This window comes from Haloactinospora alba (assembly GCF_006717075.1).
GTDB lineage: Bacteria > Actinomycetota > Actinomycetes > Streptosporangiales > Streptosporangiaceae > Haloactinospora > Haloactinospora alba.
The window spans coordinates 1334265-1361092 of sequence record NZ_VFQC01000001.1 but is presented as its reverse complement, the minus strand read 5'-3'; the positions used below and the strand labels follow the sequence as shown (position 1 = coordinate 1361092).

The 26828-nt window shown below is 67.5% G+C and carries 23 protein-coding genes; 4 read left to right on the top strand and 19 right to left on the bottom strand.

The genetic code is table 11. From position 1 onward, the window contains the following. Position 1 precedes the first annotated feature (1 nt). The 15 genes from FHX37_RS06180 to pyrR all read right to left on the bottom strand — a co-directional run bounded on the left by FHX37_RS06180 (position 2) and on the right by pyrR (position 18430). Positions 2-397 (bottom strand): Rieske (2Fe-2S) protein, encoded by a 396-nt coding sequence (locus FHX37_RS06180; RefSeq protein WP_141925054.1) that lies wholly within the window; start codon positions 395-397, stop codon positions 2-4. A gap of 725 nt (positions 398-1122) precedes the next feature. After that, the gene (metK, locus tag FHX37_RS06175; RefSeq protein ID WP_141922637.1) at positions 1123-2316 is read right to left on the bottom strand and encodes a methionine adenosyltransferase; all 1194 of its coding nucleotides are present in this window, start codon (positions 2314-2316) and stop codon (positions 1123-1125) included. Positions 2317-2680: 364 nt separating this feature from the next. After that, positions 2681-3922: a bifunctional phosphopantothenoylcysteine decarboxylase/phosphopantothenate--cysteine ligase CoaBC gene (gene coaBC / locus FHX37_RS06170; protein ID WP_141922635.1), complete on the bottom strand. Its 1242-nt coding sequence runs from the start codon at positions 3920-3922 to the stop codon at positions 2681-2683. Positions 3923-3965: 43 nt separating this feature from the next. Then, complete coding sequence (gene rpoZ, locus FHX37_RS06165) at positions 3966-4232, bottom strand: DNA-directed RNA polymerase subunit omega (protein ID WP_141922633.1); 267 nt, start codon at positions 4230-4232, stop codon at positions 3966-3968. An 82-nt stretch (positions 4233-4314) separates the two neighbouring features. Then, complete coding sequence (gmk, locus tag FHX37_RS06160) at positions 4315-4911, bottom strand: guanylate kinase (RefSeq protein WP_141922631.1); 597 nt, start codon at positions 4909-4911, stop codon at positions 4315-4317. Positions 4912-5195: 284 nt separating this feature from the next. Further along, positions 5196-5513 (bottom strand): integration host factor, actinobacterial type, encoded by a 318-nt coding sequence (mihF, locus tag FHX37_RS06155; RefSeq protein ID WP_141922629.1) that lies wholly within the window; start codon positions 5511-5513, stop codon positions 5196-5198. 329 nt (positions 5514-5842) lie between these two features. Further along, on the bottom strand, positions 5843-6544 hold the full coding sequence (gene pyrF / locus FHX37_RS06150; protein ID WP_246062135.1) for an orotidine-5'-phosphate decarboxylase: 702 nt from the start codon (positions 6542-6544) through the stop codon (positions 5843-5845). A 902-nt stretch (positions 6545-7446) separates the two neighbouring features. Continuing rightward, the gene (locus FHX37_RS06145) at positions 7447-8391 is read right to left on the bottom strand and encodes a dihydroorotate dehydrogenase (RefSeq protein ID WP_141922625.1); all 945 of its coding nucleotides are present in this window, start codon (positions 8389-8391) and stop codon (positions 7447-7449) included. 60 nt (positions 8392-8451) lie between these two features. Further along, the gene (iscB, locus tag FHX37_RS06140; protein ID WP_246062130.1) at positions 8452-9858 is read right to left on the bottom strand and encodes an RNA-guided endonuclease IscB; all 1407 of its coding nucleotides are present in this window, start codon (positions 9856-9858) and stop codon (positions 8452-8454) included. Between the two features lie 278 nt (positions 9859-10136). Further along, a complete protein-coding gene (locus FHX37_RS06135) occupies positions 10137-11039 on the bottom strand; it encodes a dihydroorotate dehydrogenase electron transfer subunit (RefSeq protein ID WP_141922623.1) in 903 nt (300 codons plus the stop codon). Between the two features lie 38 nt (positions 11040-11077). Beyond that, complete coding sequence (carB, locus tag FHX37_RS06130; protein ID WP_141922621.1) at positions 11078-14383, bottom strand: carbamoyl-phosphate synthase large subunit; 3306 nt, start codon at positions 14381-14383, stop codon at positions 11078-11080. A 27-nt stretch (positions 14384-14410) separates the two neighbouring features. Next, the gene (gene carA / locus FHX37_RS06125; RefSeq protein ID WP_141922619.1) at positions 14411-15568 is read right to left on the bottom strand and encodes a glutamine-hydrolyzing carbamoyl-phosphate synthase small subunit; all 1158 of its coding nucleotides are present in this window, start codon (positions 15566-15568) and stop codon (positions 14411-14413) included. Further along, entirely contained in the window at positions 15565-16854 is a 1290-nt protein-coding gene (locus tag FHX37_RS06120) for a dihydroorotase (RefSeq protein ID WP_141922616.1), read from the bottom strand. Before FHX37_RS06120 ends, carA begins: the two co-directional genes overlap by 4 nt. Before the next feature lie 14 nt (positions 16855-16868). Continuing rightward, on the bottom strand, positions 16869-17795 hold the full coding sequence (locus tag FHX37_RS06115) for an aspartate carbamoyltransferase catalytic subunit (RefSeq protein WP_141922614.1): 927 nt from the start codon (positions 17793-17795) through the stop codon (positions 16869-16871). Then, positions 17795-18430, bottom strand: a complete 636-nt coding sequence (gene pyrR, locus FHX37_RS06110) for a bifunctional pyr operon transcriptional regulator/uracil phosphoribosyltransferase PyrR (RefSeq protein WP_141922612.1) — start codon at positions 18428-18430, stop codon at positions 17795-17797. The genes FHX37_RS06115 and pyrR overlap by 1 nt, the downstream gene beginning before the upstream one ends. Before the next feature lie 532 nt (positions 18431-18962). Between pyrR and bldD the strand changes: the two genes are divergently transcribed. Both bldD and FHX37_RS06100 read left to right on the top strand, forming a co-directional pair. Then, entirely contained in the window at positions 18963-19457 is a 495-nt protein-coding gene (gene bldD / locus FHX37_RS06105) for a transcriptional regulator BldD (protein ID WP_141922610.1), read from the top strand. A gap of 244 nt (positions 19458-19701) precedes the next feature. Continuing rightward, complete coding sequence (locus FHX37_RS06100; protein WP_246062129.1) at positions 19702-20313, top strand: GNAT family N-acetyltransferase; 612 nt, start codon at positions 19702-19704, stop codon at positions 20311-20313. On the opposite strand, the gene metF is transcribed toward FHX37_RS06100, so the two are convergent. Then, positions 20231-21187, bottom strand: a complete 957-nt coding sequence (metF, locus tag FHX37_RS06095; RefSeq protein ID WP_141922608.1) for a methylenetetrahydrofolate reductase [NAD(P)H] — start codon at positions 21185-21187, stop codon at positions 20231-20233. The genes FHX37_RS06100 and metF overlap by 83 nt on opposite strands. Before the next feature lie 93 nt (positions 21188-21280). Between metF and FHX37_RS06090 the strand changes: the two genes are divergently transcribed. Both FHX37_RS06090 and FHX37_RS06085 read left to right on the top strand, forming a co-directional pair. Then, complete coding sequence (locus FHX37_RS06090; protein ID WP_141922606.1) at positions 21281-22351, top strand: polyprenyl synthetase family protein; 1071 nt, start codon at positions 21281-21283, stop codon at positions 22349-22351. A 502-nt stretch (positions 22352-22853) separates the two neighbouring features. Next, entirely contained in the window at positions 22854-23738 is an 885-nt protein-coding gene (locus tag FHX37_RS06085; protein ID WP_141922604.1) for an SDR family oxidoreductase, read from the top strand. A 171-nt stretch (positions 23739-23909) separates the two neighbouring features. Here FHX37_RS06085 and FHX37_RS06080 read toward each other — a convergent pair whose 3' ends face one another. From FHX37_RS06080 to FHX37_RS06070, 3 genes are all read right to left on the bottom strand, one after another. Next, the gene (locus FHX37_RS06080; RefSeq protein ID WP_141922602.1) at positions 23910-25535 is read right to left on the bottom strand and encodes a long-chain fatty acid--CoA ligase; all 1626 of its coding nucleotides are present in this window, start codon (positions 25533-25535) and stop codon (positions 23910-23912) included. A 102-nt stretch (positions 25536-25637) separates the two neighbouring features. Next, a complete protein-coding gene (thiE, locus tag FHX37_RS06075; protein WP_394344511.1) occupies positions 25638-26306 on the bottom strand; it encodes a thiamine phosphate synthase in 669 nt (222 codons plus the stop codon). Positions 26307-26406: 100 nt separating this feature from the next. Beyond that, complete coding sequence (locus FHX37_RS06070) at positions 26407-26763, bottom strand: Rv2175c family DNA-binding protein (protein ID WP_141922597.1); 357 nt, start codon at positions 26761-26763, stop codon at positions 26407-26409. Positions 26764-26828 lie beyond the last annotated feature (65 nt).

Sequence of the window (26828 nt, the reverse complement as noted above, 5' to 3'; positions counted from 1 at the left end):
GTCAATCTTCCAGGGTGATGTCAGTGCCGTCCACGGAGACGGTGAACTTCTCCAGGGGGTCGTTGGCGGGGCCCGCCACCACCTCACCGGTGGCTATGTCGAACTCGCTGCCGTGGCAGAGACAGCGGATGCGCTCCGTCACCTCCTGGATCGTGCATCCAGCGTGTGTGCACACCGCGCTGTAGGCCTGGAACTCCCCCTGCTCCGGTTGGGTTAGCACCAGCTTGTCGTCGACCAGGACCGTCCCGCTCCCCTGAGGAACGTCCGATGTCTGGGCGACTACCGTCCCGCGCAGGGAATCCTGTGGCTGCGGCTCGTTCGTCGAGGAGCAGGCACCCGCGCCAGCCGCAACAGCCCCGGCAGCTCCGGTGGCCCCCAGCATCCGCCGCCGGGTCATCCCGCAGGGCCGGGGCTTCTCCGGATCCATCACACCGCTCCCTTCGGCTGTGCACCATAGATTACTACGAACTGTAGTACTCTTGTGAGCCGAAGCGAAACCGACCCTGCGGGCGACCCCCGATCCCGCCAACACCCCGGAGGTGACCAACGCCACAACACCGGCCGCGACGACGGGTGCACGCCCTGGTCGACAGCCACACCGCCTTCCGGTCGTGCGTAATGTCGTCCATCCGCACGTGACGAGAACCGGGTATCGCTACCACGAAGCGCCTCATTGGTGATGCATCCCAATGAATCTGGATGCTCCAACCCGATTATTTCGATAGTGTTGTGGGTAGCGGTTCACGGTGCCCGGCGCCGGAAGGCCGTATTACTTTGCTTTCCGCCTCTGTCCAGTTATGACGCGCCCCGTTGGCTTGCCCTGACCCTCTGTCAGCGGGGTGAACGGACTGCAGGGGATCCCCAAGTGCAGCGTTACCACCGTTCCGAGCGCGTTCGGTGCCACTCTGGGGCTAACCGAGCGTATCCAGATCTCCACGTACGGCGAGACTTGTGACAGAAACGGCTTTTCCGCACTGTTCGTCTCCCTCCTCTGCCGAGGAGGGTGTGTGGTGCTGCCCATCCACGTGGGAAGCGCAGGCGACAGCGGACACAAACGCGGGTGGGCGCACCCCCGTGCTGGTAGAGGCACGCCCACCCGCGTATGGCGGAAAAACTCCGGAGTTAGGCGCCCACGGCGGCCTTCAGGGCCTCCGCGCGGTCCGTCTTCTCCCAGCTGAACTCCGCTTCCTGACGGCCGAAGTGGCCGTAGGAGGCGGTCTTGGAGTAGATCGACTTCAACAGGTTGAGGTCGCGGGCGATCGCGCCGGCACGCAGGTCGAAGACCTCGTTGACGGCCTTCTCGATGACCTCGGGGGCGACCTTCTCGGTGCCGAAGGTCTCGATGAAGACACCGACCGGGGCGGCCTTGCCGATCGCGTAGGCCGTCTGGACCTCGCAGCGGTCGGCGAGACCGGCGGCGACGACGTTCTTGGCGACCCAGCGGGTGGCGTAGGCAGCGGACCGGTCGACCTTGGACGGGTCCTTGCCGGAGAACGCGCCACCACCGTGGCGGGCGTAACCGCCGTAGGTGTCGACGATGATCTTGCGGCCGGTCAGGCCGCAGTCACCCATCGGGCCCCCGACCTCGAACCGGCCGGTGGGGTTCACGAGCAGCTGGTAGTTGTCGGACTCGAGCCCGTACTGCGACACGATCGGCTCGATGACGTGCTCCTTGATGTCGGGCTGGAGCAGTTCGTCGAGGTCGATGTCGGGGGCGTGCTGCGTGGACAGCACCACGGTGTCCAGACGGACCGGCTTGTTGCCCTCGTACTCGACGGTGACCTGGGTCTTGCCGTCGGGACGGAGGTAGGGGATGGTGCCGTTGCGGCGCACGGCGGAGAGCTGCTCCGAGAGCGCGTGGGCGAGCTTGATCGGCAGCGGCATGAGCTCGGGAGTCTCATTGGAGGCGTAGCCGAACATCAGCCCCTGGTCGCCGGCACCCTGCTTGTCCAGCTCGTCCGTGTGCTGCTCGACACGGGTTTCGTGGGCGGTGTTCACGCCCTGGGCGATGTCGGGCGACTGGGCATCGATGGAAACCGACACGCCGCACGAGTTGCCGTCGAAGCCCTTCGCCGACGAGTCGTAGCCGATGTCCAGGATCTTCTGCCGGACGACGGCGGGAATGTCGACGTAGGTCTGGGTGGTGACCTCACCGGCGATGTGTACCTGGCCGGTGGTGATCATCGTCTCGACGGCGACCCGACTCTTGGGGTCTTCCTTGAGCATCTCGTCGAGGATCGCGTCACTGATCTGGTCGGCCATCTTGTCGGGGTGGCCTTCAGTGACCGACTCGGAGGTGAAAAGACGACGGGACACGTTAAGTGACTCCTTGCAGCGGCTGCTGGCTGACAGTTGTCTCACCGGTTCGGTGCTGGTCTGACGGCGGTATCACCTCGACCAACGCCGAGCCGGCGGGTTATTACCTCGGACCACTGTAGTGGGAGGTCTCTGTCCACGTTGGACCCAGGGGGGGTTAATCGGCCGTTTTCGGCCGCCCCAACAAGACAAACCGAATCATGTTCGGCGACGGAATCCCTCTTCAGAGCCCATTTACCATAGTGTGACGCAGAACACAGCAAAAAATCCAGACGGAACCTGACAAAGGTTCTGTGCTGGGATTTTCCGTAGCGCACAGCGGAACGGGGTCGCCAAACACGCAACAGTTTCCGGTCGGGGGAGGTCAGGACGCGTCGTTCGTGACACGCTCGACGACGGAGTCCCACACCCGGTCTGCGATGTCCGCTTTTTCGGAGAGCGGAATGTCGGCGACGGAACCGTCAGCGCTGAGGACCGCCACCTGGTTGTCCGTGGTCCCGAAAGCGCGGCCCTCCCCCACACGGTTCACAACCAGCAGGTCACAGCCCTTCGCCGCGAGCTTGGACCTGCCGTTTCCAAGCACGTCCTCCGTCTCCGCAGCGAAACCCACCACGACCTGACTACTGTGCGTACGATCCTGGGAGATCTCGGCGAGGATGTCCGGGTTCTGGGCCAGCGCGACCGGTTGCGGTTGCGCACCGTCCTTCTTGAGCTTGCCCTCAGCGCTGTTCACCGGGCGAAAGTCCGCCACCGCCGCGGCCATCACGATCACGTCGGCTCCGGACCGCTCCTGCAGTACGGCTTCCCGTAGCTCTGCGGCGGATCCGACCCGGCGGACGGTGGCGCCAGCGGGGTCGGGGAGTGTGACGTTCGCCGAGACCACGGTGACCTCGGCTCCCCGTGCCAACGCGGTCTCCGCGAACGCGTACCCCTGCCGGCCCGAGGAATGGTTCCCGAGATAGCGGACCGGGTCGATGGGCTCCCGGGTCCCACCGGCCGTGATCAGCACTCGGCACCCTCTCAGGTCCGCAGGCAGGTTTCCCCGGTTCAGCAACCGTTGGGATACGGCGTGGATCTCCTCCGGCTCCGGGAGGCGGCCACGTCCCGTGTCGGTCCCTGTCAGACGCCCTGAGGCGGGATCCAGCACCACCGCACCGCGCTCACGCAGAGTTGCCACGTTAGCTTGTGTTGCGGGATGCTCCCACATCTCGGTGTGCATCGCCGGTGCGAAGAGGACCGGACACCGGGCGGTCAGCAGAGTGTTGGTGAGGAGGTCATCAGCGCGACCGTGCGCGGCCCTGGCGAGCAGATCGGCGGTAGCGGGCGCCACGACGATCAGGTCCGCGTTCTGTCCGACACGAACGTGTTCGACCTGATGGACCGTGTCCCATACCTCCTGCGCAGCGGGGCGCCCGGAGAGAGCGGCCCAGGTGGCCTCTCCCACGAACCGCAGCGCGTCGGGAGTCGGGACCACCCGGACCCCGTAACCGGACTCGGTGAGGAGCCGGAGCAGTTCGCACGACTTGTAAGCGGCGATACCCGCACCGACTCCGAGAACAACCTCAGGTGCGTGTGTGGCCGAGGCGGCCTCGTATGCGGTACTCACGCCAGAAGCCTAGCCCGATCGTCGTGCCCGGGCGAGCCGCCTGTCAGGCTCCCTCGTAGTTCTCCGACGTCAGCATGCCGCTCTTGACCTCACGCAGCGCGATGGACAGCGCCTTCTCCTGGACCTGGGTCTCGACCAGCGGACCGACGTACTCCAACAGCCCCTCGCCCAGCTGGGCGTAGTAGGCGTTGATCTGCCGGGCGCGTTTGGACGCCATGGTGACCAGGCTGTACTTACTGTCGACGCACTCGAGAAGATCGTCGATCGGCGGGTTCGTGATGCCTTCGGCAACGGGCTCGGTGCCTGCCACGGTCTTTCCCCCTGGACGGTCGCAGCGGCCCTGGTACAGGGCACTGGGTTGGCTAGTCTCGACGGGCCGGAAAAGCCCGCTATCACACTCTGGATGCCAGGATCAACGTTAGCAGTTCATCGCGGACATCCTGTACGGATGTGTTGACCAACGTGGCATCGAACTCCTTCTCCGCGGCGAGTTCCTCCCGCGCTGTCGCCAGGCGACGCTGAACGACCTCCGCCGGCTCTGTCCCACGTCCGGTCAGCCTGCGTTCCAGTTCCTCCCACGAGGGAGGGGCCAGGAACACGTGGAAGGCTCCCGGCATGGTCTTCCGGACCTGCCGGGCCCCTTGCAGGTCGATCTCGAGGAGTACCGGGATCCCGGCGGTCAGTCGTTCCACAACGGGCCGGCGCGGAGTGCCGTACCGGTTGCCGGAGAAACCGGCCCACTCCAGGAGCTCACCGTCGGCGATCATGCGGTCGAAGTCGTCCTCGGTGGTGAAATGGTACTCGACACCGTCCGTCTCGGAAGGCCGCGGCGCTCGGGTCGTCATCGACACGGACAGCCACACCTCGGGATGGTGCTGGCGGATCTCCTGAACGATCGTGCTTTTCCCCACCCCGGAGGGGCCGGAAAGCACGGTGAGTCGCTTCGAGGTGTCGGCAGACCTGTTCTCGGTTCCGGACTGGATAGGCACGAAAAGATCAAACTCTCGCAACGGGCCCGCGTGGGCGGTTCTGCGGACGAGTCCGATGTGGGGCGGCAGGATGTGGCACCGCGACGGTCCTGCCGCTGGTCGGCTCGATGATGTTTGCTCTTTTATACCATCGTGCCGCGGTGCTACCGTCCGCTTCGCCTTCCAGCGTCCCGGAAAGTCGTCGCACCGCGGCACGCCTACGTCCGCGAGGAGGGTCAGCCGTCGGGGACGGCCGACCGGTTACGCACGGTTCCTGTGGGGGGAAACCGTACGGCGGCCTTCACCTATTCGCCGCCGAACTCACGCTCCAGCGCCGAGCGCTGGTTGGCTCCGAGACCACGGACACGCCGGGATTCGGCGATGTTCAACCGCTCCATGATCTGTTTGGCGCGGACCTTGCCGACGCCAGGAAGCGATTCCAGCAGAGCGGAGACCTTCATCTTGCCGATGACGTCGTCGGTCTGCCCATCCGTGAGAACCTCGGACAGCGACACGCCGCCGTGTTTCAGTCGGTTCTTGACTTCCGCGCGCTCTTTTCTCGCCTTCGCGGCCTTCTCCAATGCCGCGGAGCGCTGTTCTGGTGTAAGGGGAGGAAGGGCCACGCCGGGTCACCTCGGTTTTCTCTCGTTTGTAGAGGGCGGACGCTTGCGCAAGTTAGTAGGTTTCCACCCACTTCGGCAACGCAAAGTGGCCTTTCAGAGGGCATTTCCTTCCACTAATCACCCAGAGTCACAAGGTGATTGCGCAGCGCCTATAAAATAACGGGTTTCGGAGCGTGCCACACACCCGTCCACTCCCCTGTCCTGGCGTTCCTCAGAAGAGTGACGCAGGTCATTCCGTAACGGCGTCACCAATTTTGGTCACACACTTTCTGTCACTTAGTTCGACCGGAACCAGGGGATGCGGAATGCGATGGCCGTGCTCGGCACGCTCAGGATGACGTTCCCTCCGAGCGCCGGATGGCGGAAGCAGCCGACGCCGCGGCGGCCCCCGGATCCGCGGCCCTCGTGATCGGGCGCCCCATTACCAGCAGGTCAGCTCCGGCTGCCAGGGCCTCCTGCGGCGTCGCCGTCCGTGCCTGATCCCCCTGGTCGGCGCCGCCGGGACGCACACCGGGAGTGATCAACGTCACGTCCGGTCCGACCTCGCGTCGCAACGAGGCGACCTCCTGGGGAGAGCACACCAGAGCCCGGGCTCCCGACTCCACAGCCAGCGTTGCCAATCGCCTCGTCGCGTCCAGGGCTGGCCCCCGCACGCCCACCCGCTCCAGTTCCTCATCATCCAGGGAGGTCAGCACGGTCACAGCAGCGATCTCGGTGTCCGGCGCCGCCTCGGCCGCGGCCCGGATCATCTCCCGGCCTCCGGAAGCGTGCACCGTCAGTATGGACGGTTTCAGCCGTGCCACGTTGCGAACGGCTCCGGCTACTGTCGCCGGGATGTCGTGCAACTTGAGATCCAGGAAAACCGAAACCTTGTTGGCCCCACGCACAGTGGTCACCACTTCCGGGCCGTAACGCAGGTACAGCTCCAAACCGACCTTGACCGTGCTCACGTGTGGAGCCACCGCTGATGCCCACCGGGCTGCGGTCTCGATCTCGGGAGCGTCAATGGCGACGGCGATGGGCGCGGTCACGATCCTTCTCCTTCGTGTGACTGAAGCGTACGGAATTGGTTCTGGGGCCGACGCGACGAGAACCACCCCGCCGAGGCCCGGCGAGGCGCGGAGACAGCACTGCACCGTGCGATTCCCGCGTTCGCCCCGTTCATGCATCCCAGCGGCGGAAGAAACCACGTGGCGTGCCTTCGCCGCGCTCGGCAGGGGTCTCTCCATGGCTCGGGTCCGTGGCCCAGCGGCACTCCCCCGCGGCTCCCGCTGCTCTCCGCCCCCGCGGCAGCCGTTCCGCCGGGGGCTCTGCGCGCCGCCCCGCGTCCCGACCACAGGCGGGCGGACAGCCGCGCCCGGGCCGCTCCCGGCGTCGGGCCTCCGCACCCGTTCGACGGGGAGTCTCCCGGGCGGCGCTCGCGTCCCGGACGGGCGCCGTTCCCCACGAGCGGGACCGCCGCGCACACGCGTCCGGCGCCCCTCCCCTCCGGAGGAGCGGGGCGCCGGAAACGGGCCCCGCGCCGGGAGGCCACCGGACACCCGGACCAGCGGACGGCGCTCGTCCGCCAGCAACCGCAGTAGGGCGCCCGGCCGCGGGGGCGCGTGCTTGCGCGAGTCAGCGGGGCCCCGATCGCGCAGGTGGGGAAACCGGCCACGTACGACCGGAAACACGGACACGGTCCCCCCACGCGCCGTGCCGGGCGCAACACCCGCGCACGTGAGGGCGCGGGAAGCGGCGGGGAAAGGGCGGGCGCCATCGCGGCGGGGGACCCCGGCGCTCCGGGGCGCGACACAACAGGCGACCGCACCACATCCGCCCTCTTCCGCGCCTCCCCTCGTACGGCGCGACCACGGCACCGCCCACCGGCGTCTCCCGTCCGAGCGGCCCACGCTCCGCCCCGCGAGCGGATCCGGTGCCGGCCCACTCCCGGTCACTGTTCGGCGTCCACTCGCGCCGAGCGGTGCGCCGCCCCCACCAGTGACGCTGGGGACGACACTCCGTGTTCGTCAAGAGCCTCGGTCAGCTCACGCAGGATCCGGGCACAGGCGGAGGGGTCGGCGAAGTTCACCGTTCCCACCGCGACCGCTGACGCTCCCGCCGCGAGGAACTCCACCACATCCGAACCGGTACGTACTCCCCCCATACCGATGATCGGAACCCGGGGCAGCGCGGCATGGACGTTGTAGACGCACGCGACCGCCAACGGCCGGATGGCGGGACCGGAGACACCGCCGCCACCGGAGACGGCAGGACGCAGTTTTCCCGGGTCGATGACCATACCGCGCACGGTGTTGACCAGGGAGAATCCGTCCGCACGCGCGTCCACGCACGCCCGAGCGAGCTCGACCACATTCCGAACGTCCGGTGCCAGTTTCGCGAACACCGGAATGTCGGAACGCGCGTGCGAACGCACCCCGTGTACGACACGCGCGGCTTCCTCGGGGTCATCGGCGAAGTCCTGTCCCCGCCCGGTGGGGTTGGGGAACGACAGGTTCACCTCGATCATGCTCACGCCGGAGGCGCCGGAGATCCGTCTGGCCAGTTCGGCGTACTCCGCGGCGCTTCCGCCTCCGATGGAGACCGCCGCACGGCTCCCCTGGGACCGCAGCCACGGCACGTCCCGTTCGAGCAGCACGTCGATACCGGGACCCTGCATTCCGGTGACGCTGAGCATGCCACTGGGTGTCTCCGCCATACGGGGGGCGGGGTGCCCGGCTCGGGGTTCCAGCGTCACTGACTTGGTGACGACCGCTCCGAGTTGGGCGACGTCGACGAACCGCGCCAGTTCCCTTCCGGTACCGGCGCACCCCGCCGCCGTCATGATCGGGTTGGCCAGTTCCAGCCGCCCCAACCGTGTTCGCAGATCAGTACTCACTACCGCTCCGCCCTGAACGGTCCGGTTGCCATCAAATTTTTGCGGCGGGTACCCCGGCCTTCAGGCCGGGGAGGAAGCCGCTTCCTCCTTTCTCATGGTGTAGGCGTATCCGTCTGCCCGTTGCAACAGGCGGACGTAGCGGTGGTGGATGTCTTTAGCGGTTCCGTGGACGGTGGTGATGTTGAAGACCCCTTTGGCACGCACCGCAACGCGGCCGCTGTGGGTTCCGGCCTTCTTCCCGGCGGGCACAACCGCACGGACAAGGTCACCGGTCTGGTATCCGAAGAAGGTCTTGGTGCGCGGTAGGCGCAACCGGGGGAACCCGTGCTTGTCGCACCGGGTGCGGGCGTGGGTGCCGCGCCCGGTGCAGGCGGCCACCAACATCCGGTTCACAACCTCAGCAACAGCGCCGGTTTCACCCACGCACAACGCGTCCAGGGTGTGGGTCTTGGGCAGGTGGTTGCGGGTGCGGTTGTACTTGGTGCGACCCCCCGAACCTGTGCGCACGGGCAGGCGGGCATCGAGGGCGCGCCACAGCGCCCACCGGCTGGACTGCACGGCGGCGGCGTCGCGCAAGGGCGTCTTGGCCCGGGCCAGGATGTGTGGTGCGGCTGCGGGGGCGAACTCTTCCACCGGCTTCTCGCCCTTGGTCTGGTTGCAGCGGATGCAGGCCAGCACCAGGTTGGACACCCGGTCGGACCCACCCCGCGATTTGGGGTGGACGTGGTCCACGTTCAGCGGGGTGTGCACCGCCCAGCAGTAGACACAGGCCCGGCCGAACTTAGCCAGGAGGTATTCGCGGACCTCGTAACCGTGCAGGGTGCCGCGCTGGTACTCCCTGCCTTCCAACGGGTGTCCGGCGGACAGGGCGTGGGTGTCGAACGCGACGCGTTCCACGTGTACCTGCCGCACCGGCGCCCACCGGGACAACCGGACCACCCACGACACGGTCGTATCAACCCGATGACGCAGCGACGGGGGCAACCACTCCTCGGCTCGGGCTCGGTTGTTGAACCGAGGGGCGCGGTAGCGCACATTGGCCGTCCGGCGGCGACTCCGGTAGGCGGAGCGCTGCCCCATCTTCTTTCGGATCTGTGCGCCCCGGTGGTCCAGCCGGAGGGCGAACCGGCCGCGGCGCTGGCCACCCTGGGCGGTGAACACGGCCAGCCCGGTGTGCTTCGATCCCGGGTCCACGCCGACCTCGACCCCATCGACGTCGGATTCGGCGACGGTGCGGTCCTTCAGCCGGATCGTGAACGGAACACGGCGGTGCACCACCGCGCGGCCCTTGGCCAACAGCGTGCGCGCCCGAGCAGGGTGGCACGGTTGCAACGGCCGGTGGTGGGCGTCGAGCACCATGACGCAGGGGTGCCGCTCACGCGGCTGCTCCCCGACCCCGGAGGGGGCGGGGGTGGCGCCCCCGGCGCCAGGTGCAGCACCGGGGGTCTCCTCTCGCACATGTTCCACACCGGGTGCGTCGTGGCGCCCGACCCCCGTTTCGTCCCTGTTCCCGGGGGTGTCTGCTGGGTCGGGTTCCAGAGCAGGCCGCTGAGGAGGCACGGCCTGGTGGGTCTGTGGTCCTGTGTGGAACGTAGCCAACGGGGTCACCTCCCTTCATGTTGGCTAGTGCTGGTAACGGCGGACCTTCACTCGCGGGGTGAAAGCCCCCGCCTTCAGGCGGGGGAACCCGTTACTTGGCTGCCCTACTCCTCGCCTCCTGCCAGGAGGCCGCGCCCGAGAACCACTCAGCCGGCTTCGCGGGTGCTGCCGCCGTAGCCCGTCTCCTCGTCGGGGGATTTCCACCCGGGTGCGCCCAGGGCGTCGAACGGTATCGTTCCGGCATCGTCGAAACGCACCTGTTCCCCGCGGAACACCGGCCCGTCGACGCATGAGCGCACCATCCGGGTGATGCCGTCCTCCCCCACCACCGGAATCACACAACTCATACACATACCGGTGCCACAGGCCATGGACTCTTCCACTGACACCTGTACCGGGAGCGCGTGCCTGGCAGCACTCGCACTGACCTCACGCAGCATCGGCATGGGGCCGCACGCGTACACGGCATCGGCGCTGGTCTCGTGCAGCACGCGTTCGAACACGTCGGTGACCCGTCCGTGCTCGCCGAACGTCCCGTCCTCGGTGGTACAGGTAACGGTCGCCGCTGCCCGGCGTGCGGTGATGATGCCGAAGAGGTGGTCGGACGAGTCGGCACCGAACACGAAGTCCACTCGACATCCCCTGCGACGCAGGGCCTGGGCCAGCGGGAACAGGGGGGCCGCTCCGGAACCGCCCCCGACGAGTGTGCAGTTCACCGGGTCCCGGGGCAGCGGGAACGGGCGGCCCAGCGGCCCCACCACGTCAACCAGGTCCCGGGAACGGCGTTCGGCCAACCACGCCGTTCCGGGACCGCGCGCCTGGAAGAGGAACTCCACGGTCCCTCCGTAGTCGGGTTTGACGTCATGGATCGCGAACGGTCGGCGAAGCAGCATGCTCGACTGCTCCCCACCCACGGCGACAGCGATGAACTGCCCGGGGCGGAACCGGTCGGCGATACCCGGAGCCACGATCGTGATGGAGTGGTACGCCTCCACCCGACGCACGTTCAGCACCGGGCTGCGCATCTGCACCGGCCCCATCTCGCTCACGGGTCACCGCCCTCCCACGACCACGGGTTCGTGCCTTCTCACCGTGCGCGCAACGCGTCAGCGTGCTGCTGGAGGGAACGCACACCGAGCTCGTCGCGTACCAGTGCCTCGATCCCCTGCACCGCTGCCGCCAGTCCCTGGACAGTGGTTACGCTCGGCACTCCGCGCATGATCGCGGCGGTACGGATCTCGTAGCCATCCAACCGCGGCCCGGACTGTCCAGCGCTGCCGAACGGAGTGTTGACGATGAGGTCCACCCCACCATCGTGGATACGTTGCACGATAGTCGGTTCGCCATCCGGACCGGTGCCCGCACTGTGCTTGCGCACCACCCGGGCGTTCACCCCGTTCCGCCGGAGCACCCATGCGGTCCCCTCCGTCGCCAGGATCTCGAACCCGAGGTCGGCGAGACGCTTGAGGGGAAAGATCATGCTGCGTTTGTCCCGGTTCGCCACCGAGACAAACACCGATCCGGATGTCGGCAGCGGACCGGAGGCCGCCAACTGGGACTTGGCGTAGGCCGGACCGAAGTTGGCGTCCAGCCCCATCACCTCACCGGTGGAACGCATCTCCGGGCTGAGCACGGTGTCCACGCTCTCGCCCTGCTTGTTCATGAACCGGTTGAACGGCAGCACCGCTTCCTTGACCGCGACCGGGGCGTCCATCGGCAGCGTTCCCCCGTCGCCCTCCGCCGGCAGGATCCCCTCGGAGCGCACCTCCGCGATGGTGGAGCCGAGCATGATCCGGGCTGCCGCCTTCGACAGGGAGGCCGCCGTCGCCTTCGACACGAACGGGACGGTACGGGAGGCACGCGGGTTGGCCTCCAGCACGTACAGCACACCGGACGCCAACGCGTACTGCACGTTGAGGAGACCACGCACCCCCGTACCGCGCGCGATGGCCTCCGTGGAGTAGCGGATCCGTTCGTAGTCCTCGTTCCCCAGGGTCACGGCCGGCAGCGCGCACCCGGAGTCGCCGGAGTGGATGCCCGCCTCCTCGATGTGCTCCATGATGCCCCCGAGGTACAGCTCGTGGCCGTCGTAGAGCGCGTCGACGTCGATCTCGACCGCGTCGTCCAGGAACCGGTCGATGAACACCGGGTACTCGGGACTGACCTCGGCGTTACGGCCGATGTAGTCACGCAGCATGTTCTCGTTGTACACGATCTCCATACCGCGTCCGCCCAGTACGTAGGAGGGACGGACCATGACGGGGTAACCGATGTCCCCAGCGACCTGCTTTGCCCCCTCGAACGAGTGGGCGGTGCCGTACCTGGGAGCGGGAAGGCCGGCGTCGGCCAGCACCTTGCCGAACTCCCCGCGGTCCTCGGCGAGGTCGATCGCCTCGGGAGTGGTACCGACGATGGGAACACCGGCGGCTGTCAGCTCACGGGCCAAGCCCAATGGCGTCTGCCCGCCGAGCTGCACGATCACGCCCACGACCTCGCCGGTGGCACGCTCGGCGCGCACCACCTCCAGGACGTCCTCCAGGGTGAGCGGTTCGAAGTACAGCCGGTCGCTGGTGTCGTAGTCGGTGGAGACCGTCTCCGGGTTGCAGTTGACCATGACGGTCTCGTACCCGGCCTGTGAGAGGGCGAAGGAGGCGTGTACACAGCTGTAGTCGAACTCCACGCCCTGCCCGATCCGGTTGGGTCCGGAGCCCAGGATCACCACCTTGGGGCGGCTACTTGCCGGGACCTCGGTCTCCTCGTCGTAACTGGAGTACAGGTAGGGGGTACGCGCCGCGAACTCCGCGGCGCACGTGTCGACGGTGAGGTAGACCGGGTGGATCCCCAACGCGTAGCGGAGCTCCCGGACCACCTCCTCGGACTTGCCGGTGATCTCGCCGAGCTGCGCGTCGCTGAACCCCAGCCGTTTGGCCGAGCACAGCGGTCCGCTCTCCAGCCTGCCAGCGGCCGCGATCTCCCGGGCCTGCTCCTCCAGCAGCGCCATCTGGTCCAGGAACCAGGGGTCGATTCCGGTGGACTCGTACAGCTCCTCCACTGTCGCTCCGGCTCTCAGCGCCTGCTGGAGCTGGCGCGGCCGGTGCTCGGTCGGGGTGCGTACGGCTTCCAGCAGCTCCCGCTTCTCGGACTCTCCCCCAGCGGGTCCTTCCCAGGTCAGCCCGATCCCGGGCTTCTCCACGGAACGCATCGCCTTCTGCAGCGCCTCGGGGAAGGACCGCCCGATCGCCATCGCCTCACCCACCGACTTCATCGTCGTGGTGAGCTTCGGATCGGCACCGGGGAACTTCTCGAAGGCGAAGCGCGGCACCTTGACCACGACGTAGTCCAGGCTCGGCTCGAAGCTGGCCGGGGTCTCGGCGGTGATGTCGTTGGGAATCTCGTCCAGCGTGTAGCCGACCGCGAGCTTCGCCGCGATCTTGGCGATCGGGAAACCGGTGGCTTTGGACGCGAGGGCCGAGGAGCGCGACACCCGGGGGTTCATCTCGATGACGACGATCCGACCGGTGCGGGGGTGCACGGAGAACTGAATGTTACAGCCCCCGGTGTCCACTCCCACCTCGCGGATCACCGCGATACCGATGTCGCGCATCCGCTGGTACTCACGGTCGGTCAGGGTCATGGACGGCGCGACCGTGATGGAGTCACCGGTGTGCACGCCGATCGGGTCGACGTTCTCGATGGAGCAGACGACCACGACGTTGTCGTTCGCGTCGCGCATGAGCTCCAGCTCGTACTCTTTCCACCCGAGGATGGACTCTTCCATGAGCACTTCGGTGGTCGGGGAGAGCTCGAGCCCCTGGCCGGCGATGCGGCGCAGTTCGTCCTCGTTGTGGGCGAGGCCGGAACCGGCACCGCCCATGGTGAACGAGGGCCGCACGACGACCGGGTAACCCAGGTCGTCAGCGGCCTCCAGGCATTCCTCCAGGGTGTGGGAGATACGCGACCGGGCGGACTCACCGCCGATGCGCTCCACGATGGTCTTGAACGTCTCCCGGTCCTCCCCGGACTGGATCGCGTCGATGTTGGCGCCGATCAGTTCGACGTCGTACTTCGACAGCACCCCGGTGTCGTGCAGCGAGACGGCGGTGTTCAGCGCCGTCTGGCCGCCCAGGGTGGGCAGCAGCGCGTCCGGGCGCTCCTTGGCGATGATCCTCTCGACCATCTCCGGGGTGATCGGCTCGACGTAGGTGGCGTCGGCGAACTCCGGATCGGTCATGATCGTGGCCGGGTTGGAGTTGACCAGGATGACGCGCAGCCCCTCGGACTTGAGGACCCGGCAGGCTTGCGTTCCCGAATAGTCGAACTCGCACGCCTGACCGATGACGATCGGCCCGGAGCCGATCACGAGGACAGACGAAAGGTCGCTACGGCGTGGCATTTCTTCCTCTACGTTTCAGCAGGACGTTCAGGCAGGCGGTGCTGGGGATGCGGCGTGCTCGGCCATCAGGTCGCAGAACGCGTCGAACAGGGCGGCGGCATCGTGCGGTCCGGCCGCGGCCTCAGGGTGGTACTGGACGCTGAAAGCGGGGCGGTCCAGGAGTCGGAGCCCTTCGACGACATTGTCGTTGAGGTCGATGTGGCTGACCTCGGCACGCCCGTAGGGCGTGTCGAAGGGGCCGTCGACCGGGGCGTCGACAGCGAAGCCGTGGTTGTGGCTCGTGATGTGGACCCGACCGCTGTGCACCTCACGGACCGGTTGGTTCACGCCGCGGTGGCCGAACCGGAGCTTGTAGGTTCCCAGACCGAGGGCGCGGCCCAGGATCTGGTTGCCGAAGCAGATGCCGAACATCGGCGTCCCGGCGTCCAGGACGGCGCGCATCGCGGCGACGTCCCTGTCAGCGGTAGCGGGGTCTCCCGGCCCGTTGCTGAAGAACACCCCGTCCGCGTTGACCGCGAGGATGTCCTCGGCGGTGGAGCTGGCCGGCAGTACGGTCACCTCACACCCCCGCTCCGCCAGCCGCTGCGGCGTCATCGCCTTGATACCCAGGTCAACAGCGGCGACCCGGAAGCGGGTGGCCACGCCGGAGGGCGGATGAACAGTGTAGGGACTCTCCGTACTCACCTCGTTGGCGAGCTCCGCTCCCGACATCTCCGGACTGGCGAGCACGCGTTCGTGCAGGACGCTGGTGTCGGTCTCGGTGGTGCTGATGGCGGCACGCATGGCGCCGTGGTCGCGTATGTGCCGGGTCAGCGCTCGGGTCCCCGGAATCGCGATGCCGACAACCCCCTGACGCTGCAGTTCCGCCTCCAGGGTGCGCTCGGCGCGCCAGTTGGAGGAGGTGCGCGAGGGTTCGCGGACGACGTACCCGGACACCCAGATCCGACCGGATTCCGGATCGTCGTCGTTGACCCCCGTGTTTCCGATGTGCGGGGCGGTCATCGTGACGATCTGGCGATGGTACGAGGGGTCCGTGAGCGTTTCCTGGTACCCGGTCATCCCGGTGTTGAACACGATCTCGCCGAACGTCTCACCCCGGGCGCCGAACGAGGTCCCGTGGAACGCGCGGCCGTCCTCCAGCACGAGAACAGCGGGGACGCTGGAATCGGATGTGTGTGGACTCACTGGATCTCTCCCTCGAGGACCGTGGGAACGCCACGCAGGAACGTGGCGACCACCCGTCCGGACATGCGCATACCCCGGTAGGGGGTGTTACGGCTTTTGGAAACCAGGGCGTCGGGGCTTACCTCCCCGCCCGCCTGTGGGTCGTACAGCGTGAAGGTGGCGGGTTCCCCGGCGGCGATCGGACGGCCGTGTCCGGCGAGTCGGCCGATACGGGCCGGAATCCTCGACATCCGTTCCGCCACCCCGGCCCAGTCGAGGAGGCCGGTGTCGACCATGGTGCGTTGCACCACCGGCAGCGCCGTCTCCAAACCGAGCATTCCCATCGCGGCAGTGGCCCACTCGGTTTCCTTCGCTTCCGTGGGGTGCGGGGCGTGGTCGGTGGCCACGCAGTCGATCGTCCCGTCAGCCAGCCCCTCGCGCAGCGCCCGCACGTCGTCTTCGGTGCGCAGCGGCGGGTTCACCTTGTAACTGGGATCGTAACTGTGGGCGAGCTCGTCGGTGAGGAGGAGGTGGTGCGGTGTCACCTCCGCCGTCACGTTGCACCCGCGGCTCTTGGCCCAGCGGATGATCTGCACCGCTCCCTTGGTGGAAACGTGGCACACGTGCAGCCGTGAGTCCACGTGCTCGGTGAGCAGACAGTCGCGGGCGATGATGGCCTCCTCCGCCACAGCCGGCCACCCGGCCAGACCGAGCTGGTCGGAGACGACGCCCTCGTTCATCTGCGCGTTCTCGGTCAGCCGGGGTTCCTGGGCGTGTTGTGCCACCACTCCGTCGAAGGCCTTGACGTACTCCAGCGCGCGGCGCATCAGCAACGCGTCGGAGACGCAGACCCCGTCGTCGGAGAACATCCGGACGGTGGCCATGGAGTCGGCCATCGCGCCCAGCTCGGCCAGGTGGCTACCCCCCAGGCCGTGGGTGACAGCACCGACCGGTTGGACGTCGCAGTAGCCGGCGTCCCGGCCGAGGCGCCACACCTGTTCGACGACACCGGCCGTGTCGGCCACGGGGTTCGTGTTGGCCATCGCGTGAACCGCCGCGTAGCCGCCCTTGGCCGCGGCCCGGGAACCGCTCGCCACTGTCTCCGCGTCCTCGCGTCCGGGTTCGCGGAGATGGGTGTGCAGATCGACGAGACCGGGCAGGGCGATGAGGCCGTCCGCCTCCACAACCGTGGCTCCGGCGGACTCGAGGTCGGTTCCCGTCGCGACGACAGTGCCCTCGGACACGAGGACATCGGTTGGTGCGGCGCCGGCGGGCCGGACGCCGCGGATCAGGTATGTCTCAGACAACGGATGTTTCCCTGCTAGTTTCCGATAGCCGACTCTGAGCCGCCGAGCAGGAGGTACAGAACGGCCATCCGTACGCTGACGCCGTTGGTGACCTGCTCGGTAACGGTTGAGCGGGGGGAGTCGGCGACCTCGGCCGTTACCTCCATCCCGCGCACCATGGGACCGGGGTGCATCACTATGGCGTCGTCGTGGAGTTTGGCGACGCGCTCCCCGTCCATGCCGTAGCGGCGGATGTACTCCCGTGCGCTCGGGAAGAAGGCGTCCTGCATGCGTTCGGCCTGGACGCGAAGCATGATCACCACGTCGCTGTGTGGCAGGACCCCGTCCAGCTCGTAGGAGACGGAGCACGGCCATGTACCCACCGAAACGGGAAGCAGCGTCGGCGGGGCGACAAGCGTCACCTCGGCACCGAGCGTGTGCAACAGCAGCACGTTGGAACGCGCCACCCGGCTGTGCAGCACGTCGCCGACGATGGTGACGCGCAGCCCTTCCAGGCTTCCCATCCGTTCCCGCATGGTGAAAACGTCCAGCAGCGCCTGGGTGGGGTGCTCGTGCGTACCGTCCCCCGCGTTGAGCACGGCACCGTCGACCCACGTGGACAGGCGGTGTGCCGCGCCGGAAGCACCGTGCCGGATCGCGATGCCGTCCGCCCCCATCGCCTGCAGGGTGAGCGCGGTGTCCTTGAGGCTCTCGCCCTTCGCGACGCTGGAGCCTTTGGCGGAGAAGTTGATCACGTCCGCGGACATGCGTTTCGCCGCGAGCTCGAAGGAGGTCCGGGTACGGGTGGAGTCCTCGTAGAAGAGGTTGACTACGGTTCGCCCCCGCAGGGTGGGGAACTTCTTCACTGAGCGCCCGCTGATCCGGGCGAGTTCCTGCGCGGTGTCCAGAACGTGGTTGGCCTCGTCCCGGGAGAGGTCTCCGGCGGAGAGCAGGTGCCGCATTACTGGTCCTCTCCCTGGCTGGAACGGGATCTGGTGGGACCGAGAAGGACCGCGTCCTCGCCGTCGGTCTCCTCGAGTGTGACCGTCACCGTCTCGCGCAGCGAGGTGGGCAGGTTCTTCCCGACGTAGTCGGCCCGGATCGGCAGCTGGCGGTGGCCGCGGTCGACGAGGGTGGCCAGCTGTACCGCGCGGGGGCGCCCCAGGTCGTTCAGCGCGTCCAGGGCTGCCCGTACGCTGCGGCCGGAGAACAGTACGTCGTCGACGAGGACGACGATACTGCCGTCGATTCCGTCACTGGGGATCTCGGTGCGACCCACGGCACGCGCCGGCGCCAGGTGCAGATCGTCGCGGTACATGGTGATGTCCAGCGCTCCCCAGGGAACGGAGCGCTCCTCCACCCGGTGGATGCGTTCGGCCAGCCGCTTCGCGAGCGGAACGCCCCGGGTCGGGATTCCGAGCAGCGTGATGTCGCCGCCGCCCTTGGTCCGCTCCAGGATCTCGTGCGCTATCCGTGTCAGGGCACGGTGGATCTCGGGGCCTTCCAGGACGGCACGTGCGTCGTGACTCCTGTCCTGGTTCCGGCTCCCGTCGGCATTCGTGTGAGCATCACTCTCAGCGCGTTTTTGCGCACACACAGTGATGACCTCCTTCCCTGTCTCGCTGAACAGGCCGTTAAAGGACGTCGATTACTGATCACGCTACCAGCGCCTCGGCAGCACTTCCGCCCACGGACCCCACCAGACAGCGGCACGAAACATACAAAAAATGTGACCATCGTCACGGTAAAATGCGTTGACATAACCGACACTAAGCAAGTGGGGAGAGCGACGCCCTTCCTCCGAACACGGGCCTCGAAATGCCACAAGCCCGACGAATACGGGCTTGTGGGTAGCAAGGGATTCCTACATCGCCCGGATAACCCCCATTTTCAGCGGAGTTTCACTTACGCACGGTTTGGTTACACAATGAACCCGTTTCCGCCCAACAGCTTGACCTGGCCCCCAGACAGTCTTATGGTCACTGTCCGTAACTAGTCTGGGTGGAGGGAGTTCGGTGAGCACCACTGCGTAACCGCGCTCTGCTGATTCCCGGGATAACGGCACAACCGCACCACCCGGATGAACAAGCCCACACCAAACCACCTCACGGCCGGGGAGCGACAAGAAGATGCCAACGGAATACGCCAAGTCCCTAGGTGCGCGGCTGCGCGCCATCCGCACTCAGCAGGGGCTCTCCCTGCATGGAGTGGAGGAGAAGTCCCACGGGCGCTGGAAAGCCGTCGTCGTCGGCTCCTACGAACGGGGCGACCGGGCGGTCACCGTACAGAAACTCTCCGAGTTGGCCGACTTTTACGGTGTGCCCATGTCCGAGCTGCTGCCGGGCGGTTCCGCACCCGCTCCCTTGGGCCCCACCCCTAAGCTCGTCATCGATCTGGAACGTATGCAGCAGCTTCCGCAGGACAAAGCAGGTCCTCTCGCTCGCTACGTGGCAACGATCCAGAGCCAACGCGGCGACTACAACGGCCGGGTGCTCTCCATCCGGCAGGAGGACCTCAGGTCGCTGGCCGTGATCTACGACCGGTCGCCAGGGGAGCTCACCGAGGAGCTGATCAACTGGGGCGTTCTGGACCCCGAAGCGCGCCGCGCAGTGGAGGCCTTCTGACGAGGCCCTGACGGCGCCCCCGCGCAATAGCGGCGTGCGGGGCCGCCGTCCTCCGTACCGCAGAGAAGACCGGCGGTCCCGTCAGTAACGGAGTACGGGACCCTCACCCGCTTCCGCGCTCACGAGCCCAGCCCGTCCAGGCGGCACCCGGTTGCCGCCGCTCCCCGTGCGTCGAGCACGCGTTCGGGCACGGTGGAGCCCCGTCCCTGCCACCGAGGCGGATGCTGCGGATACTCTGGACAGTGTGAGCACCGGCGTGGAACTACGCTACCTGGCCGCCCCGGCATTCCTCCGCGCGTTGCCCGCGCTCGTGGATATCTACATGAACGCGATGGCACCTCCCGCGGACCACGCCGCCGGGCGTCGGGCCATCATGGAGCACCACGCGCAGTACCCGCGTTTCCACGCGGTTGTCGCCGTCTCCACCGGCAACGGGACAGCTGCCGGGTTCGCCTACGGTTTCCGCGGCCAACGCGGCCAGTGGTGGCACGACAGCGTCCTTCAGGAACTCCTGACCCGCGCTCCATCCGAGGAGCACCAGTGGTTCAGTAACCCGTTCGAACTCGCCGAGCTACACGTCCACCCCTCCTGGCAGGGACACGGTGTCGGACGGTCCCTGTTGGAACGGCTGGCGGCGGTGCGCTCCGAGCGCACCGCCGCCCTGTCGACACACAGCGGAGCAACCGCTGCGCACCGGCTGTACCGTTCGTGCGGGTTCACTGACGTGCTCCGGGAGTTCTACTTCCCCGGGAATCCGCACCAACCGTTCACCGTCATGTCCGCGCGCCTGCCGCTGCGGGAACGCGGCTCCCGGAAAGCCGCTCATAGATCTCACGGGTGGCTGTGGACTGGTTGAACGTGATGAAGTGGATCCCGGGTGCGCCTTCGTCCAGGAGACGCTCGCACATCCGGGTTGCCTGGTCGATTCCCAGCTCACGCACTGCCTTCGGGTCGTCCGACACTCTCTCGAACTCTTCGGCCAGGTGTTTGGGGAACGGAGCGCCGGACAGCTGCTCGGACTTCTCGATCGTGGAGTGCTGCAGCACCGGCATGATCTCGGGAATGATCGGGGTGTCGCCTCCCCCCTTAGCAGCGACCCGGTCCCGCAACCGCAGATAGTCCTCGGCATCGAAGAACATCTGCGTGACCGCGTAGTCGGCTCCGGCCTGGAACTTGCGTACGAGGAAGTCCGTGTCCTCGTCGACACTGGCCGAGCGCGGGTGCTTGAACGGGAAGGCCGCCACACCGACGCTGAAGTCGCCGCTCTCCTTGACCAACCGGACCAGCTCCGAGGCGTACTCCAGTCCCTCGGGATGCTTCACCCATTCGCCCAGCGGGTCTCCTGGCGGATCCCCGCGCAGCGCGAGCATGTTGTTCACACCCGCACTGGCGAACCTGCCGATAAGGTGGCGCAGCTCGCTCACCGAATGGTTGACAGCGGTCATGTGCGCGAGCGGGAGCAGCGTCGTGTCCGTCGCCAGCTGCTCGGTCATCTCCACTGTCCGGTCTCGGGTTCCGCCACCGGCCCCGTACGTGACGGACACCCACGAGGGCTGCAGAGCCTCGATGTCGCGGATGGACCGCCAAAGCTTCTGCTCGCCTTCCGGAGTCTTCGGCGGGAAGAATTCGAAGGAGAATGTCGGTTCGCCGGCGGAGAGCAGATCAGGAATGTGACGCGGCCGGGTCTCGGCCGGGCGCCCTGTCTCATTGGATGTCGGTGAGCCAAACATGGTTAATACCCTAGGCCACGCACCTACGCCACCTGATAACCCACCCCCTCCTAAGCGGCGTTTCCCCCTTCCGACAAGGGATAATCTGCGGCCATGGACTCCTCGTACTCCTCCCCCATCGCCTCGGTCCGTCCGGCCGTGGACGCCGAGCTGACGGCCTTCCTAGAACAGCGAAGCTCCGAGGTACACCGGATCGGAACCGAACTCGCTCCGGTCCTGCAGGCCTTGGACGCCCTGCTCTCCGGCGGCAAACGGATGCGTCCGGCGTTCTGTTACTGGGGATGGCGGGGAGCCGGCGGCACGGAAGACCCGGCCGTCTACACCGCCGCGGCGTCGCTGGAGTTCCTGCAAGCGTGTGCCCTCATTCACGACGATGTGATCGACAACAGCGACACGCGCCGGGGGCTTCCCTCAACCCACCGGCGACTCGCGGAGCTCCACGAGAAAGCCGGGTGGCGCGGTGACGCCGCCGAGTTCGGGCGGGGGGCGGCCGTACTCCTCGGCGACCTGTGTCTGAGCTGGTGTGAGGACATGTACGCGGGCAGCGCCCTTCCCGCCGAAGCGCTGCGTGCGGGACGCAAACCCTTCGCGGACATGCGCACCGAGGTTATGGCGGGACAGTTCCTGGACATGGTGGAACAGGTACGCGAAACCAGCTCCACGGAGGCCCCCCAGCGGGTAATGCACTACAAGTCGGCCAAGTACACGGTGGAACGCCCGCTCCAGCTCGGTGCGGCACTGGCGGGGCGCTACGAGGAACTCGCCCCCGTGTACAGCTCCTACGGGATCCCGTTGGGTACGGCCTTCCAACTGCGTGACGACATCCTCGGCGTGTTCGGCGATCCCGAGCAGACCGGGAAGCCGGCGGGGGACGACCTGCGGGAGGGTAAACGCACCCTGCTCGTCGCCGAGACGCTGCAGCGTGTCGACACGACGACCTCGGACCGGTTCCAGCAGCTCCTGGGAGAACCCGAACTGTCGGATCCCGCGGTGGAGTGGATGCGGGACCTGGTGGAAAGCAGCGGAGCGCTGGCAGCGTGCGAGCGGCGCATCGAGGAGTACGTGGAGAACGCGAACCGGGCGCTGGACCGGAGCCGGATCACCGATGACGCCCGTCGGGCACTCTCGGACCTGATCGTGGCCGCTACCGCACGGAAACACTAGCGCCCGCCCGCTCGCGGCTCCGGTCGGGGTAGAGGAGGTGTGTACGCCCCGCCACCACGTGTCCCGCGGGCCGTGGTGCTGTGTCCGTCGCTCACCCGCCGGACGGATGAGCCGGAGACGGGGGTGTCCACGGGTTCCAGCACGGTCCCACGGGCAGGAGCCCTGTCCCAGCGCGTTGTGCGTGGTGTTTCCGGCAGGGGCCCGTGCTGTGGGTCCGCTGGCTCCACGTCGCGTGGCCCCTCTCGGCCGGGCACGGGCCCGAGTGTGCCTCTTTCCACCCTGAGGGCGGTTGCCTGACGACCGGGAGGTGCAGGCGACCGCCGCCACCGGAGTCGGAACGCGAACCGCCCCGTGTCCGTTTCTCATCCCCGGTCACAGGGCGGTTCCACCCCCCATGCTCCCGCCGGAAGTGGCGGGGGTGGCGACTGTTCCCACCCTGAATTCCCGCGCAGTCGCCATGGACAAGTGCGCCCGCGGCCTTCCATCGGGACAATAGGAAAACATGGGTGAGGATCAGGCAATATCGCACACTGTCGGGGTCACCGGTGCCACTGGCGCTCTCGGCGGACGCGTGGCCGCGCGCCTGGCGCGCAGCGGTGCCACGCAGCGGCTCATCGTTCGTGACATCAACCGGGCACCGGAGCTTCCCGGCGCTGCCGCGGCCATGGCCGCTTACGAGGACACGGACACGTTCACCCGAGCGGTGAAGGGAACCGACACACTGTTCCTCGTGTCGGCCGCCGAATCCCCGGAACGGGTGCGCCAGCACATCGGAGCGGTGGACGCCGCGGTCGCCGCCGGAGTGACCAGGATCGTCTACCTCTCCTTCCTCGCCGCTGGACCGGCGGCGACGTTCACCTTCGCCCGGGACCACTTCTACACCGAGGCCCACATCCGTTCCACCGGTGTGGCATACACGTTCCTACGCCCCAGCCTGTATCTGGACCTGGTTCCGCACTGGGCCGATGAGCGGGGAGTGATCCGTGGGCCAGCGGGCCAGGGGAGTATCGCCTGGGTCTCCCGGGACGACATCGCAGACGTGGCGGCCGCCGTACTCGCTGAGGCTCCGGCACACGACGGGCGCGTTTACGACGTCACTGGGCCGGAGGCCGTAACCCTGGGCCAGACAACGGAGAAACTCTCCGCCCTCACCGGCCGCGCGGTGCGCTACGTTCCCGAGACGTGGCAGGAGGCCCTGGCCTCACGCCGGTCCTCGGGCGCTCCGGAGTGGGCCGTCGAGGGGTGGGCCAGTTCGTACGCGGCGATCGCCTCCGGCGAGCTCAGTACCGTCTCCTCCACCGTGCCGGACGTAGCGGGCCACCCGGCCCAGTCCATCGAGGGGTACCTACGTAAACACCCCAGCGCTCTGGCGCACGTGCACGGCTGACCGCGGAACCCCGCCCGCGCGGAACCCGACTGGGCGGGTGTCCGGCGCACGGGAACGCCCGCAGCGGGACAAGCCCACACTGCCGCGTACCCGTGCGCTCGCGGGGAGAGCGTCCCGACACTGGCCCCGGCACCCGTCGGGAACAGCCCTCCGGACATCGGGCGGGTGCGCTCACCCTCGTGTCTCGAGCACCGTCAGCTCACCGGAGGAGTGCTGGCTCCGCAACGCTTTCTTGTCGAACTTGCCGACACTGGTCTTGGGCACCTCGGCCACGAACACCCAGTTTTCGGGAAGCTGCCAGCGTGCCACCCGGTCGGACAGGAAGTTGCGGAGCTCCTCTGCCGTGGCGTCGTTCTCCTCCCTCAGCACCACCGCTACCAGTGGGCGCTCGTCCCACTTGGGGTCGGGAACGGCTATCACCGCCGCCTCGGCCACGGCCGGATGCGCCATCACCTTGTTCTCCAGCTCGACCGAGGAGATCCACTCGCCTCCGGACTTGATGACATCCTTGGACCGGTCGGTGAGGTAAAGGAAGCCGTCCGGCGTGAGGGTTCCCACGTCACCGGTGCGTAGCCAGCCGTCGTGGAACTTGTCCGGGTCCTCGTCCCCGTAGTACGAGCCAGCGATCCAGGGACCACGCACCTCGAGCTCGCCGACGCTCTCCCCGTCGTGTGGGACGGGGGACCCGTCGGAGTCGATGAGCCGGCCCCGGACCGATGCCGGAAGGCGCCCCTGGCTGAGCCGGTATCCCCACCGCTGCTCGCCCGCGGTCCCCGCCGGAGGATGGGCGACGCTTCCCAGGGGTGAGGTCTCTGTCATGCCCCACGCGTGCAGGATGGGTATCCCGTAGCGTTCCTCGAACATCTCCATCAGGGCGGGTGGGCATGCGGAACCGCCCACCAGGACGCTCTCCAACGAGGAGACGTCGCGGGGCATGGCTTCCAGCTCCTGGGCCACGCCCTGCCAGATCGTGGGGACCGCGGCCGCGATCGTGGGACGCTCCGCGTCGATCATGTCGACCAGCGTCGCCGGCTGCATGAAACGGTCCGGAAGCAGCAGTGAGGCGCCCACCATCAGCGCGGCGTAGGGCAGCCCCCAGGACATGGCGTGGAACATGGGGACCACGGCCAGTGCGTTGTCCGACTGCTTCAGCCCCTTCCCATCGGTCATGCAGACCTGCATCGAGTGCAGCCAGATCGAACGGTGACTGTACGCCACACCCTTGGGAGCACCGGTCGTGCCGGATGTATAGCACATGGCAGCGGCGTCGCGTTCGTCGACGGCGGGCCACGAGAAACTTTCGGGCTGGCCTTCCAGCAGGTCCTCGTAACGGTGTACCTGCACGCCCTCGACGTTGAGTTCACCGGGATCTCCCCCGGCAACGATGACGTGCCGGACCGTGGCCATACGCGGCAGGATCGGCGCGAACAGCGGAAGCAGCGCGGCGTCGACGATGACCACGTGGTCCTCGGCGTGGTCCGCGATGTAGGTGATCTGCTCGCCGTGCAGCCTGATGTTCAGGGTGTGCAGCACCGCGCCCATCGCGGGGACGGCGAGGTAGGCCTCCAGGTGTTCCTGGTTGTTCCACTGGAACGTGGCCACACGCTGGTCGCCCGTGACCCCCAGCCCGCGCAGCGCGTGGGCGAGCTGGGCTGTACGGCGGCCCACCTCGCCCAGGCTGCTCCGGCGTGGCCCGTCACCGGTCCATGTCGTGACCTGAGCGTCGCTGTGCACGGTGGTTCCGTAATCAACCAGATCAGCGATGAACAACGGTGCATCCTGCATTGTGCTACGCATGAGCCTCGCCCCTCGTGGGTTGTCCGTGACATCTATCACCCGACGCTAGAGGCGGAAGCGCGCCGCGTACAGAATCCTCCCGGCAATCGTTACCTAACGGTGTTAGGAACGGCTGTCGGGTGCTGTTGATGGGGCCGTGTCCCGGGACAGCCTCCGTTGGAACTCGGCAGCGGCCGCCGCCGGGTCCTCGGCGTTCGTGATCGCACGCACGACCACCACCCGGTTGGCTCCGGCGGACAGCACCTCACCGAGGTTCTCCAGGTCTATCCCACCGATGGCGAACCACGGACGGGAACTTCCCAGAGCGGCGGCCTCGGCGACGAGGGACAGCCCAGCCGCGGGACGGCCCGGCTTGGTCGGCGTCTCCCATGCGGGGCCGACACAGAAATAGTCGACGCCCTCCTGCTGGGCAGAGGCGGCGGCGAGGTCGGCCCGATTGTTGGAACGGCCCACCAGAGGAGTCTCCCCTATGATCGAACGGGCCTCGGGGACCGGAAGGTCGTTCTGCCCCAGGTGCAGGACGTCAGCTCCAGCGGCACAGGCGATGTCGGCGCGGTCGTTGACGGCCATCAGAGCACCGTGGCGCTCGCAGGCGGCACGCACCGTCTCCAGGTACCGCAGTTCCTGACGGGATTCCAGCCCCTTGTCGCGCAACTGGACGATGTCGACGCCCCCGGACAACGCCGCGTCGAGGAACTCGGCGAGGTCGCCCCGCTCCGTTCTGGCGTCGGTGCACAGGTAAAGTCGGGCGTCGTTCAGGCGCTGTCTCAGAAGACTGTGATTCACGCCGCCAGGATAACTTCCGGCGCACGCCCGCCACGTCGACGGAGCCGACGGCCGCGCGGCCCCGGGTTCGGGATCCGGACCGGCTTTACACCAGCGCCTGGGCCCGGCGGCGCACCTCGGTTCCGCGGTCCTCGGTGAGGGCCTCGATGGGAGAGCCGGGCAGCGAGTCATCGGAGGTGAACAGCCACCGCAGCGCCTCGTCCGTCGTCAGGCCGCAGTCGGAGAGGAGCGTCAGTGTCCCGGGGAGCCCCTTGAGGATGTTCCCGTTCACGACGAACGCCGCCGGGATCGCGAGCTCACCTCCGCGCTGGACCCCGAGAAGCTTGTGCTCCCGGATGAACTGCTTGATCCGGTTGGGGCTGACGTTGAGCTTCTTCGCGGCCGCCCCGATGGGCAGCCACTCCCCGACAAGAGCGTCCGTATCGCGATCGTTCCGTGTCACCCCTCCAATATCGCACACACCTCCGGGTAACGCGTCCGAACCGTTCCCCGCCCCGACCTCCGGTT

Excerpts from the sequence above, each read along its gene's own strand:
- FHX37_RS06115 (WP_141922614.1), bottom strand. The coding sequence starts at position 17,795 with ATGCGGCACCTGCTCTCCGCCGGAGACCTCTCCCGGGACGAGGCCAAC.
- carB (WP_141922621.1), bottom strand. The coding sequence starts at position 14,383 with ATGCCACGCCGTAGCGACCTTTCGTCTGTCCTCGTGATCGGCTCCGGG.
- FHX37_RS06180 (WP_141925054.1), bottom strand. The coding sequence starts at position 397 with ATGACCCGGCGGCGGATGCTGGGGGCCACCGGAGCTGCCGGGGCTGTT.
- FHX37_RS06080 (WP_141922602.1), bottom strand. The coding sequence starts at position 25,535 with ATGCGTAGCACAATGCAGGATGCACCGTTGTTCATCGCTGATCTGGTT.
- metF (WP_141922608.1), bottom strand. The coding sequence starts at position 21,187 with ATGTTTGGCTCACCGACATCCAATGAGACAGGGCGCCCGGCCGAGACC.
- FHX37_RS06085 (WP_141922604.1), top strand. The coding sequence starts at position 22,854 with ATGGGTGAGGATCAGGCAATATCGCACACTGTCGGGGTCACCGGTGCC.
- FHX37_RS06090 (WP_141922606.1), top strand. The coding sequence starts at position 21,281 with ATGGACTCCTCGTACTCCTCCCCCATCGCCTCGGTCCGTCCGGCCGTG.
- bldD (WP_141922610.1), top strand. The coding sequence starts at position 18,963 with ATGCCAACGGAATACGCCAAGTCCCTAGGTGCGCGGCTGCGCGCCATC.